The organism is Streptomyces sp. B1866 (assembly GCF_031932565.1).
Lineage (GTDB): Bacteria > Actinomycetota > Actinomycetes > Streptomycetales > Streptomycetaceae > Streptomyces.
Window position 1 is genome coordinate 1 of the sequence record NZ_JAVSCF010000210.1, and the last position, 11,681, is coordinate 11,681.

General features: G+C 74.8%; 7 protein-coding genes and 2 pseudogenes. 4 read left to right on the forward strand and 5 right to left on the reverse strand.

Going from position 1 to position 11,681, the window contains the following annotated elements; translation table 11 throughout:
• Positions 1-840, forward strand: a pseudogene (locus RKE29_RS22845) (serine/threonine protein kinase); the annotation flags it as partial.
• Between the two features lie 695 nt (positions 841-1,535).
• Positions 1,536-1,988 (forward strand): annotated as a pseudogene (locus tag RKE29_RS22850) (ATP-binding protein); the annotation flags it as partial.
• A 1,116-nt stretch (positions 1,989-3,104) separates the two neighbouring features.
• Here RKE29_RS22850 and RKE29_RS22855 read toward each other — a convergent pair.
• On the reverse strand, positions 3,105-4,514 hold the full coding sequence (locus RKE29_RS22855) for a recombinase family protein (protein WP_312007448.1): 1,410 nt from the start codon (positions 4,512-4,514) through the stop codon (positions 3,105-3,107).
• A gap of 16 nt (positions 4,515-4,530) precedes the next feature.
• Between RKE29_RS22855 and RKE29_RS22860 the strand changes: the two genes are divergently transcribed.
• Positions 4,531-5,727 (forward strand): MFS transporter, encoded by a 1,197-nt coding sequence (locus RKE29_RS22860; RefSeq protein WP_312007450.1) that lies wholly within the window; start codon positions 4,531-4,533, stop codon positions 5,725-5,727.
• Between the two features lie 1,125 nt (positions 5,728-6,852).
• Here the strand turns inward: RKE29_RS22860 and RKE29_RS22865 are convergent.
• Complete coding sequence (locus RKE29_RS22865; protein ID WP_312007451.1) at positions 6,853-8,064, reverse strand: helix-turn-helix transcriptional regulator; 1,212 nt, start codon at positions 8,062-8,064, stop codon at positions 6,853-6,855.
• A 162-nt stretch (positions 8,065-8,226) separates the two neighbouring features.
• Here RKE29_RS22865 and RKE29_RS22870 point away from each other — a divergent pair, with 162 nt between their 5' ends.
• The gene (locus tag RKE29_RS22870; RefSeq protein ID WP_312007452.1) at positions 8,227-8,715 is read left to right on the forward strand and encodes a hypothetical protein; all 489 of its coding nucleotides are present in this window, start codon (positions 8,227-8,229) and stop codon (positions 8,713-8,715) included.
• A 54-nt stretch (positions 8,716-8,769) separates the two neighbouring features.
• On the opposite strand, the gene RKE29_RS22875 is transcribed toward RKE29_RS22870, so the two are convergent.
• From RKE29_RS22875 to RKE29_RS22885, 3 genes are all read right to left on the reverse strand, one after another.
• Complete coding sequence (locus RKE29_RS22875) at positions 8,770-9,963, reverse strand: NAD(P)/FAD-dependent oxidoreductase (protein WP_312007453.1); 1,194 nt, start codon at positions 9,961-9,963, stop codon at positions 8,770-8,772.
• A 248-nt stretch (positions 9,964-10,211) separates the two neighbouring features.
• The gene (locus RKE29_RS22880; RefSeq protein WP_312007454.1) at positions 10,212-10,997 is read right to left on the reverse strand and encodes a pyridoxal 5'-phosphate synthase; all 786 of its coding nucleotides are present in this window, start codon (positions 10,995-10,997) and stop codon (positions 10,212-10,214) included.
• A gap of 283 nt (positions 10,998-11,280) precedes the next feature.
• A complete protein-coding gene (locus RKE29_RS22885; protein ID WP_312007455.1) occupies positions 11,281-11,406 on the reverse strand; it encodes a hypothetical protein in 126 nt (41 codons plus the stop codon).
• Positions 11,407-11,681 lie beyond the last annotated feature (275 nt).

Sequence of the window (11,681 nt, forward strand, 5' to 3'; positions counted from 1 at the left end):
GTAGCGGACCGGCCGCGCGCCGAACGGCCGCCGCGCGCCGAACGGCCGCGCCCCGAGCGGCCCGTACGCGAGCAGGTGGTGCGGGACCGGCCGGTGCCGCAGCGGCCGGTGCGCGATCGTCGCCCCGCGCGTGAGCGCGGCCGCCCGCGCAACCTGGGCAAGGTCGCGCTGACGGCCGTCCTGCTCGCGCTCGGGGCCGCGATGGTCTACGCGATGGCGTTCATGCCCAAGTCCGAGGACGGCGGCGGCAAGGACCGCGCGGACGCGGGCCGCCGCGACCCGACCGCCGCGAGCCCGGCCGCGCCCACGGACGCCGCGGGCGGCACCGGCCAGGGCCAGGGCTCTCCCGGCTCCCGCCAGCCGCAGTCCACCGAACCGGCCGGGGTCGCCAAGGGCTTCTCCATCCGCCAGGACCCGGGCGGCTTCAAGGTCGCCGTGCCCGACGGCTGGACGCGCCGCGGCCCGAACGGCCGCGGCCAGATCCAGTACGTCGGCGGCGACTTCGAACTGCTCGTCGTTCCGGGCCGGGACAAGGCGTCCGAGTTCGGCCCCGACCCCATGGCGTACATGCAGGAGAGGGAGCCGGAACTGGCCGCCTACCGCGCGTCGTCCTGGGCCTCGTCCTCCGGTGACCGGCAGATCGACGTGGGGGAGACGGCCATGGCGGAGCAGGAGTTCTCCTGGCGGGACAGCAGCGGTCGCACGGTCTACGCCCACAACCTCGCGATGCTGATCAACGGCCGCTACCACGTCGTGCTGGTGATCGGCCCGTACAACCAGCGGGACGAGGTCGGGCGCTACTACGCACAGGCGTACGCGACGTACAGCACGACGAGCTGACCCGGGCCCCGGCCGCTGCCGCGCGCCCGTAGAACGCGCCGCTGGCGCCCGCCAGGAGTGCCGGTCTGCCGGGGCACCCGCGGGCCTGCAACCGGCCGGGCGGCGCGTCCCGGCCCCCTCCGCGCGCCCTGGTGCCGCCTTGCGCCGTGCCGCCCCGTGCCGCCCCGCCCAAGTGCCGCCCCGCCCCGTGCCGCCCCGCGCCCTCCGGTGCTTCCGCGAGCCGGGTCCGCACCCGCCACCACCCGTCCGCGCCGGTGCGCGCCGCACGTGCGCCGGCGCGCGACATGCTCGTACCGAGGCGCCCGAGCGCTGGCTCTCCGTGACCGAGCGCCGATCCGAAGTGGTGTCCCCCGTGAGTGAGCCGTTACGCGGGGGAGTCGCCCGTGCCCTCGGGTACCCTCCGTTGGATGCGCATGGTTTTGGGGTGCAACCATCCCGGCGCCGCCGCCCCGGCGACGCCGGGTGTGCCGATCTGCCCCGCTCGCGCGAGGTGTGGACCGGTGGTGCCCCGCTGTTCGACTCCCCGCGGCGCGCGTCGCACAGTATGCACCACGCATACTCCTTGGCGTTGTAATACGGCCGAAGCGCTTGTTCGGGTGACTCTACGTCAACCATGCTGGGCTACAAGAGAGTCACAATCCGTGACCTCTTGGAGGTGCGAGGCGATGTGTCCGCCGGTTCGGATGGTGTGAGCGGTGCAGGTGCTTCAGGTGCAGATGGAAGTCCGCCCCGACCCCGCGGAGGTGGGCCGCGCGCGGCGCTGGGCCCGCTCCCGGCTGGCTGGGTCCGGGATAGGGGCCGACGAGCCCTTGGCCGAGACGCTCGTGCTGCTCGTCTCGGAGCTGGTCACCAACGCCGTGGTGCACGCCGGCTGCCCCGCCGTGCTGCGGATGTGCTTCCCGCGGCAGGCCGGGGAGGGCGGCGAGGACCCGGTCGGCGCGGCCGGGGAGGGGGAGGCGGGCGCCGGATTCGGCGCGGGGACGGTACGGGTCGAGGTGGCCGACGCCAGCGCGCGCGCGCCGAAGCCCCGGCACGCGACGGACGACGCCACCAACGGGCGGGGCCTGGAGCTGGTGGACGGCCTGGCCGACCGCTGGGGCTGGCAGGCTGAGGGCGCGGGCAAACGCATCTGGTGCGAGGTGGACCGGGGCAGTTGCGGACGGCGCTGGAGCTGCGAGGACCTTGCGCCCGCCGAGGAGCCGGTGCTTGCCGCGGACCCGGCGGACGGCGCGGACGTCGCGAGCGGCGCGGGCGTCGCGCGGATCACGGCCCTGGCGGCTGGCGCGGGCGGCCGGGTCGGCGGGGACCTCGGGTCGGCGGGGAGGGCCGGGGACGCCGGGAGCGGCAGGGACGCCGGGAGTGGTGGGGACGTCGGGGCGGCTGAGGCGCCGCTGTTGGCGACCGGGGCCACCGAACCCCCGCATACAGTCACAAATCAGGGTGTAACAAATCGGGCATAGCCACCAAAGTTCGGACTAGGTGTTGACGTGGCGTGGCCGGGTGATCACCCTAGGAAAAGCGATTCGTCGCGAGGGGACGTCGAGGGCTCTGTGGGCTTATGGGGCCACCGGGTCACCCTCGGCGAGTGCGGGTCGCGGCCCGGCGCGGGAATCAGGGCATCGGCGCCGGTGCCGGGTGGCGGTGCACGGTGCCGCGCTCGGGGTGTGCATGCGCGCACCGCCACCCGACCGACCCGCCCGTCCCCTCCGCGGAAGCGGTGGACGGCGGCGGACGGCCCGTAGCCTGGCCGTGGACGCCCAAGGGCGCCCGCGCGGCTCAGGTCGCGGACGACCGCCGTCCCGCGCGGACGGCTCGGTCCTCCCGGCCCGCGCGTCGGCCGGATCACGGCGCGCCGCCGTTGCGGGCGTACGGCCGCGCGGCCGCCCGGCGCGCTGCCGTACGGCCGTGGAGACACGCCCGGGACCCGCGCCCGCGCGCCCCGTCGCCCACGCGGTCGCCCGCCGGTGCGCCGCCCGCAGCCCGCGCACACCCCTTCCCTGACGAACCCTCAGCCGCCCGACCGCCGCACGGTCCCGGATCCGGCGGCCCGGGGGTCAGACGGCCGCCCCGCCGCCCGCCGCCCGCCGCCCGAAGAGGCGTACTACGTCAGCCAGGCAGCCACCGAACGGCTGAAATCAACCACCCCCGAACCCCCACCAGCTGATTCACACCTCCCACATACCGGGGGAAGCCCACCCCCCTTCTGATCCGGCAAGACGAAGCCCCGCCCTCTGATGAGAGCGGAGCCAGTCGAGCGAGGCGGGCTACGCGTCTTGTTCGTCGTCAGCGGCGTGGTTCCACTCCACGGTCATGTAGTCGTCCACGGTCATCTTCGCCGCCTTCTTGAACCCGTTCGGGTGCATCGTGATCGTGGTGACGAACCTGACCCACGCGCGACGGATGGGGAGGGGAGTGTTCGGCCAGTCCTGAATCAGGCCAGCGATGCCCGACACGGGGTCGATCGGGGGCAGGCCAGTGACACCGGTCAGCTTCTCGTCGATCTCGTCGAGCCCGGCCCGGATCGCCTCGGTACCGGCCGTCATCTGCGACAGGGTGATGGACCCCGAGGCGTAGGAGACCGCCAACCCGTCGAGCCGTTCCCGCAGGGCCTGAGCCTCCTGGTGGAGGTGGGCCGAGTCGTCTCCCTCCTCCTGCCGAGCGGAGAGGACCCAGGGCAGGAAGTCAGGGAAGGCGAGCCGCGTCAGGACGGCGTTACCGGCTCGCTTGTCGGCCAGGTCGCGGGGTACGCGTACGTGCTTCTGTCCGCAGCGGTAGACCGGGGTTCCTCGGTACATGCCGCCGCGCACGGCCTCCCCGCATCGCTCGCAGGTAGCCAGTCCGGCGAGCAGAGTCTGAGGGGCCGAGCCGGTACGTGCACCACCCGTGAAGCGCCTGGGGTTCGTCAGTGCCGACACAAGGGCGTCGTGAGTCACCTCGTCCAGGATCGCGGGCCACTGGCCCGCGCCAACCACTTCGCCGTGGTAGGTGGCCTGCGCGATGTATCGAGGGGAGATGAGCACCTTCTTCACTCCGCCCACACCCCACCCCTTCGCCTCGCCCTTCGCCGTGCCGGACGACGAGCGGGGAGCGAGTAGACCGAGGTCGGTCCAGAAGCGAGCGACAGCCGCCAGGGTCTCGCCCTGAAGAACCATCTCTGCACCCTTGCGGATCGCTTCTGCCTCGTCCTCGACCACGGTCACGTAGTCGTCGGCGTATCCGAACGGTCGCAAGCCTGTCTTGTGTGGCGTGCCGTTCTTCGCCGCCTGAAGGTTCGACGCCTTCTGTCGTAGCGCCTTCTGCTCACCCTCGTATTCCGCCCACGCCGTAACCGTCTTGGCAGTGGCCCGACCGGCCGGAGTCGATAGGTCCAGGTGTCCGGCGTGGATGGCGTGGACGTTGACCCCGAGTGCGATCACTCGCAACAGGTCTTCCGTCTTGCGCACGAGCCGGTCAGTGTGCCAGCAGAGGATCGCGTCCGGCTCGGACGCCAACAGCCGCTCGAATCCCGGTCGCACCTTGCCCGAAGTGGCGCTGATGTCGTTGTCCGCGATTACCTCTCGTACGGTCCAGCCACGGGCTGCCGCGAACGCCCGGCACTCGTCCTGCTGACGTTGAACGCCCAACTCGTCGCCATGCTGATCGAGGCTGAGTCGTACGTAGATGGTGACGTCCACCTGTCCCGCCTCCCCCTTGCGCCTGCTCGCTGTGCAGATATGCCCAAAATTCTGCCAGGAGTTCCACTGGTCGCGCGGCACGATCGGGTTCGCCGTCTCGGTCAACCTCGCCCTGTACGGCCTCACCGCGCCCTTCGCCGCCGCCCTGATGGACCGGTTCGGCATCCGCGCCGTCGTCGGCACCGCCCTGGTCGTGATCGCCACCGGCGCGGGGCTCACCGTCTTCATGACCGAGAGCTGGCAGCTCGTGCTGTGCTGGGGCGTGCTCGTCGGCCTCGGCAGCGGGTCGATGGCGCTGGCGTTCGCCGCGACCGTCACCAACCGGTGGTTCACCGCGCGGCGCGGCCTGGTCACCGGCATCCTGACCGCGGGCGGCGCGTCGGGCCAGCTGGTGTTCCTGCCGCTGCTGTCCTGGATGGTCGAACGCCACCACTGGCGCCCGGCCGCCGTGACCGTGGCCCTCGCCGCGCTCGCCATCGTGCCGTTCGTCTGGCTGCTCATGCGGGACTACCCGGCCGACGCGGGCCTGGCCCCGTACGGCGCCGAGCGGATCGAACCCCGGCCCGCCCCGCGCCGCGGCGCCGCCCGGCGCGCCGTGCGCGCGCTCGCCGACGCCTCCCGCACCGGCACCTTCTGGCTGCTGGCCGGAACGTTCGCCATCTGCGGCGCCTCCACCAACGGCCTGGTCAAGACCCATTTCGTACCCGCCGCGCACGACCACGGCATGCCGGTGACCGCCGCCGCGACCCTGCTCGCCGTCATCGGGATCTTCGACATCGTGGGCACGATCGGGTCCGGCTGGTTCACCGACCGCTTCGACGCGCGGCGGCTGCTGGCCGTCTACTACGCGCTGCGCGGCCTGTCCCTGATGTTCCTGCCGATGCTGCTGGCCGACACCGTGCACCCGCCGATGGTCTTCTTCATCGTCTTCTACGGCCTGGACTGGGTCGCCACCGTGCCGCCCACCGTCGCGCTGTGCCGCGAGCACTACGGCGAGGACAGCGCCATCGTCTTCGGCTGGGTGCTGGCCTCCCACCAGGTGGGCGCGGGCCTCGTCGCCTTCCTCGGCGGCCTGGCCCGGGACGCCTTCGGCTCGTACGACCTGGTCTGGTACTGCTCGGGCGGGCTGTGTGCGGTGGCGGCGCTGATGTCCCTGGTGATCCGGCGCGAGCGGGAGCCGGGCGTGGCCCCTGCCCTGGGCGCGGCGGCCTGAGCGCCTGCGGCTTTCCGTGCCGGACGTGGGAGCGGCCCGGCCCGCCGGTGCGCCGGATCGCGAACGGCGTACCCGGCGGACCGGGCCGGTGAGGGGGCGGGACGGGCGCCGGGTCCTCGTCGGTCCGGCACGGGGGTCCGGACCCCGGCGGCCCGCCCCGCCGACTGGGCCCGGCCCTCCGGCGCGGGGGATCGCCGGGAGGGCCGGGTTTCGGGCGGCGTCGGATAGGACTCGGCCGCCCGCTTGGTCCCGGGCGGGGTCGTGGCAGGCCCGCCCGGGGGTCTTGGGCTCAGGTGGGTGGGTCGTCGGGGTCGGGCCGTCGCCGGGTGCGGCGGGGTGGGGTGTCGGTGGGGAAGAGGAGGCGTTCGAGGTAGCTGGTGGGGGCGCGGTGGGGCTGGGGCTGGGGGCGGTTGTCGCGGGTGGGGTGTATGCGGCGGCGGAAGAGGTGCCAGGGGTTCCCGGGGTCTCCTGGGTGTGGAGGGTGAGGGCGATGTGCAGGGCGGTGTGGAGGGCGCGGGGTTCGGTCAGGCGGCGGTCGGCGGTGGGCCGGAGGCGCCAGTGGACGCCGGGCCCGGTGACGCGGTGGGCCGGGGGCACGACGAGGAAGCTGTGCGCGCGCAGGAGGTGTACGGGGCGGAGGGAGGCCGGGTCCCACGAGTCGGCGGCGCCGGTGCCGATCAGCCAGTAGAGGCGGATGCCGGGCGGGTCGGCGATGACGGCCCCGGTCTGCTCGCCGAGCAGCCGCAGGGTCCGCTCGCCGACCGACGCCGGGACCCGTACCGCGTCCCACCACACGCCCACGGGCTGCGCCTCGGCCACCCACCCATCCGGCGGTGCCCACAGGCGCGGGCTCTCCGGTGCGGCTCTGAGCTTCATGCGTACGTCCTCACTGACGTGCGAGGCGGTGCCGGTCGCCGAGGACGTGCGAGGCGGTGCCGGTCGCCGAGTCCTGACGGGCCTGGCGGCCGGTGCCGCTGTTNTCCTGACGGGCCTGGCGGCCGGTGCCGCTGTTCAGTGAGGGAACGCTATGACCGCGCAGCGCGGTCGACCAGTGACGGTGCGTACCACCCTGGTGTGTGAGCAGGACGGCGCGTCCCAGTCCGCGCGGCCCTGGGACGCGGCGTCCTACCCGCCCATGTCGAGCCGGTCCGCCAGCTCGGCCAGGGGGGAGGTGCGGCGGCGCTCCCGGCCGCGCAGTTCGGCCACCAGGCGCCGGGAAGTGGAGTGGTAGCGCATCCACTCCGGGGCCGTCTCCTCCGCCGTCAGCAGTGCCCCGGTCGCGCTGTCGTCCCTGCCCACGTCGGCGAAGGCGAGGGCGCGGTCGACGTGGAACCGCGCGCGCCAGGTGGGCGGCAGGGTGCCCACCTGCCGCACGGCGCGGGCCTCGGCCAGCGCTTCGGCGCTCTTGTCCATCTCCACGAGGAAGTTGACCCGGGCCACGCCGACGTTCGTCGGGCCGAAGGGCGTCGCGTAGTCGAGCCGGTCCCGGCCGATCCGGGCGGCGGCAGACGCGGCCAGGTTGAGCAGGTCCTCGACGGTGTCGTACTTCTCCTGCCGCACGACGGCCGTCGCCGCCCGCAGCAGCAGGACCCCCCACAGCGACAGCTCCACGGGCCGGGAGCGGAAGCCCGGCTCGATCCTCTCGGCCGTCGCGAGCGCGACCCGCTCGGCGTCCTCCAGCCGCCCCTGCTTGGTGAAGATCCACGCCAGGCTGGAGATGCCGACGGTCTCCAGGTGCGGGTCGTCGGAGTGGCGCGCGGCGTCCAGAGACCGCTCCAGCGCGGTGAACCCGGCGTCCTCCTTGCCCAGGGCGGCGAGCGTGGTGGCCGCCACCTGGTACGCCTCGGCGAGCACCGCGTAGGCCGCCGCCTGGTCGGCGCCGCCGTAGGCGCGGGTCGCGATGCGGGCGTCCCGGATCAGGTGCGGCAGCACGACGCCGATCTCGCCCATGCGACCCTCGCGCCGGATCACCTCGGTGGACCGCAGGGAGGCGCGCAGCGCCGCGACGGTGGGCGGGCCCTCGGGGTCGGCGTCCTCGCCCAGCAGCTCGGTCACCGGCGAGACGGCCTGACGCAGGGCCAGCACGGACGGGGACTCGCCCTCGCCCCGGGCCTCGAAGGTCGAGGGCTGGCCGAGGAGGTAGGAGAGTTCCACGTCGAGCGCCCGGGCGAGCGCGTTGAGCGTGGACAGCCGCGCGTTGAGCCGCCGGTTCTGCTCCAGCTTCCGTACGACGTCGACGCACAGACCGGCGCTTTCGGCCAGCCCTTCCTGCGTCATCTTGCGTCTGCGGCGCGACCGGACGAGCCGATCGCCGATGGTCTCTTCCGGAACGTGCATGGTGGCCCCCGCCGGATAGGCTGATTCCACGCTACGCCGCGTCAACGCCCCGCGCGTACCCATGACTTCCAGACCACACGAAAGAGCCTGTTCCTGCGATTCCGCGAACGCGCGGTGTCCACGATGCGCGTGTGCGCTCCACGTGAGGCCGAAAGGATGCGCATGACGACTCTCGCGGTGACCGGTCACATGGACCTGACCGAGCCCACCGTCCCCCTGGTGCGCGACGCGCTCAAGGCGTTGCTGGCTGGCCACGCGGACGGCGGGCTCGTCGGCGTGTCGTGCATCGCCAGGGGCGCCGACACGCTGTTCGCGGAAGCCCTGCTCGACGCGGGCGGGCGGCTGGTCGTCGTGATCCCCTCCGAGGACTACCGGCGAGCGAAGGTCAAGCCGGACCACGCGCCCGTCTTCGACCGGCTCGCCGCAGCCGCCGACGAGGTGCTGGTCATGCCGTACCCCACCGCCGACCGGCGGGCGTACGAGGCCGCCAACGCCGTCCTGCTGGAGCGCGCCGACCGGCTGGTCGCCGTCTGGAACGGGCAGCCGCCCACCGGCAAGGGCGGCGGCACCGCCGACGTGGTCGCCCAGGCCCGCGCGGCCGGAATCCCCGTGGACGTGGTCTGGCCGGACGGCGCCGCCCGCCAGGGGTGACGCGGGCCCGGGCAGGGGGGCCGGGACCCCCGGGCTGCCGACCGGGACCGGGCCCTACGCCCCCGCCCCCGCGCGGGCGACCGCCCGCGCGATGAGCCCCGCCTCGCGGCCCAGCTCCCGCAGCATGCCGCTGATCGGGTTGGTGAAGCCCGTGAAGTGCAGGCCCGGGGCCGTGCGCAGGGTGCGGGGGCCGTGGATGACGGGGTGGCCGCGGCGGTCGAGGACGCCGAGGTGGCCGACCAGGGCGTCGAGGCCGCGTTCGTAGCCGGTGGCGGCGATGACCGCCTCCGGGGTGACGCGCGAGCCGTCCGCCAGGACCACCGCGTCCCCGTCGAAGCACTCCACGGCGGCCACCACCTCCACCCGGCCCTTGCGCACCGCCTTCACCAGGCCCACGTCGTGCACCGGAATGGCGCCCTCCAGCGCCCGCGAGTACAGGCCCGTCTCCGGCCGGGGCAGGCCGTGGCCGGACAGGTCGGGGACGCACAGCCGCTCCACGGGACGCGTCATCCGGTCCGCCGCGCGCGGCGGCAGCCGCCGCAGCAGGATGCCGCTGGCCTGGGTGGGCCATCCGGCCGTGGAGCGGCGCAGTATGTGCGGGGGCGTACGGACCGACAGCCGCACCCGGGACGCGCCGCCGTCCGCCAGGTCGACCGCTATCTCCGCGCCGGTGTTCCCGGCGCCGACGACGAGCACGTCGCGGCCCTGGTACGGGTGGGCGTTGCGGTAGTCGCGCGCGTGCAGCAGCGCGCCGGTGAAGTGCTCCCGGCCGGGCCAGTCCGGCAGCCGGGGGGTGTGGCTGTAGCCGGTCGCGATGACCACGGCGCGCGCGGTCAGCTCCCGTCCGCCCGAGGCCCGCAGCAGCCACCCGCTCCGGTCCGCCGCCGCCGAACCGCCGTCTTCTGCGCGCTCGACGCGTGAAACCTCCACACCCGTGACGATGTCGAGCCGGTGGTGCTCGGCGTAGCGCTCCAGGTAGCGCACCACGTCGTCGCGCGCCACCCAGCGCCCGTACGCGCGGGGTATCCGCAGGCCGGGCAGCGCGGACAGGCGGCGCGTGGTGTGCAACCGCAGCCGGTCGTAGTGGCCGCGCCAGACGCCCGCCACGCGGTCGGACCGCTCCAGGACGACGGTACGCACGCCGCGCTCGCCGAGCGCCGCGGCGGTGGCGAGCCCGGCTGGGCCGCCGCCGATCACGTAGACGTCAGGTGCCGCGTGCTTACGGGCGGGAGGAGCGTCGACGTGCATGCGAGTGAGCGTAGTCGTGAGGTTGTCGCACTCTTCTCAAAACGATTCACGATCGAATTGGGAAATCGGTCACTGTTTCCCGCTGCCCCCGCGAGCCGGAGTCGCCTGCCGTCCTGGCTGGGCCGCCGTTCGCCGCTGACCAGGGCCGACGGCGGCCCCGGGCCGACCGGGCCGCCTTCCGGTCCTTCCAGCCCTTCCGACGGCCGGGGCCCGCCGCGCGACCCGGCGGCCGGGGTCCGCCGTGCGCGTCACGGCCACAGCAGCTCGCGCGTCCAGCCTCCGTCCGCTCCGGCGCCGCCTCCTCCGTCCGTACGGCGGTAGCGCAGCCGTACGTGCCGCCGCCTGGCCTCCTCCTGGTAGAACTCGACCTCGTCCGCCGCCACCGCGTACAGCGTCCACGTCCGCGCCACCGCGTCAGGTTCCCGCTCGGCCCGCGACCAGGCCGCCGCCGAGGCCCGCACCAGGTCCTCGTACGAGCCGAGCAGCTGGCTCTGCCGCTCGCCGGACAGCGCGGACGCGCGGGCCGCCACCCCGCGGCCGCGCAGGTCCGCCGCGCTCGCCTCGGGTCCGGCCGCCGTCACCCGGCCGCTGACCCTGACCTGCCGCCCCAGGCTCAGCCAGGAGAAGCCCAGCGCCGCGTACGGGCGGGCGGCCAGCTCGCGGCCCTTGCGGCTGGTGCGGTGGGTGCCGAAGTGCCAGCCGCGCTCGTCGGCGCCGCGCAGCATGACCGTACGCACCGAGGGGCGGCCCTCCGCGTCCGCCGTGGCGAGCGTCATCGTGTGCGGGCCGGGCTCGCCCGCCTCGGCGGCCTCGCGCAGCCAGCGCCGGAACAGCGGCAGCGGCGCCCGGTCCGCCGTCGCCGGGTCCCAGACGGGCAGCGGCCCGGCGGTTGGCGGCGGCAGGCTGCGCAGGAGGGCGGCGAAGGCGGCCGGGCCGGTGGCGGGGCCGTCCGCCGCCGGGTCGCGGCCGAGGGAGGCGTCGTCGGCGGGGCCGGGGCCGTCGCTCCCGCGCGGGCCGGTGTGCGCGCTGCCCATGGTCGCCTCCCGTCGTCGGGCCCGGCGGCTGCCGCCGTCACCCGTTCGGCCTGCGGACGCCCGCGGGTCCGCGGGCGTGGCGTACCCGAGCGGGCCGGGCCGTACGCGCGTACGGGGCGTGGCGTACCCGAGCGGAGCCGGGCCGTACGCGCGGGCCGGGCGTGGCGTACGCGAGTGGGGCCGGGGCCGGGGCCCGGACGATCTCCCGTTGGCCGCCTCGCCCGCGCCTGTGTCGGCGAGCGGTGCGTCCCCGTCCGGACCTCGTGTGCGGCGTTCCGCGCTGCTACCGCAGGAACTGCCCCACACATGCGACGATCGCCACGAGCAGGCTCAGCGTCCCGATGACGACCTGCCATCTGTCAGGCGCGCCCCACCGGTTGCCGGACCCTTGCGTGTCCTGATCGTCCATCGCCCCTCCTCGTTCCTCCGACAGGCCCCGGAGTGCGGGGCCTCCGCCGACCTCGGCGCCGACGGAGCCTTGAGGGGAGGAGCGAGGTGAAGTAGCCCGTACTCTACCGGGATTCGAGCCCCGGCGGGTCGGCGGACGGCAACCCGCGGGTCGGCCACCCGGCCCCGCGGGCCGCGCCCCGCCCGGCGTCCGTGGCCGACGCGGCCGTCGGCCGTGACCGGCGCCGTCCGGCCGTGACCGGCGCGGCCACCGCACATGGCGCGGCGGACCGCTCG

Excerpts from the sequence above, each read along its gene's own strand:
- RKE29_RS22865 (WP_312007451.1), bottom strand. The coding sequence starts at position 8,064 with ATGCACGTTCCGGAAGAGACCATCGGCGATCGGCTCGTCCGGTCGCGC.
- RKE29_RS22870 (WP_312007452.1), top strand. The coding sequence starts at position 8,227 with ATGACGACTCTCGCGGTGACCGGTCACATGGACCTGACCGAGCCCACC.
- RKE29_RS22875 (WP_312007453.1), bottom strand. The coding sequence starts at position 9,963 with ATGCACGTCGACGCTCCTCCCGCCCGTAAGCACGCGGCACCTGACGTC.
- RKE29_RS22880 (WP_312007454.1), bottom strand. The coding sequence starts at position 10,997 with ATGGGCAGCGCGCACACCGGCCCGCGCGGGAGCGACGGCCCCGGCCCC.
- RKE29_RS22885 (WP_312007455.1), bottom strand. The coding sequence starts at position 11,406 with ATGGACGATCAGGACACGCAAGGGTCCGGCAACCGGTGGGGCGCGCCT.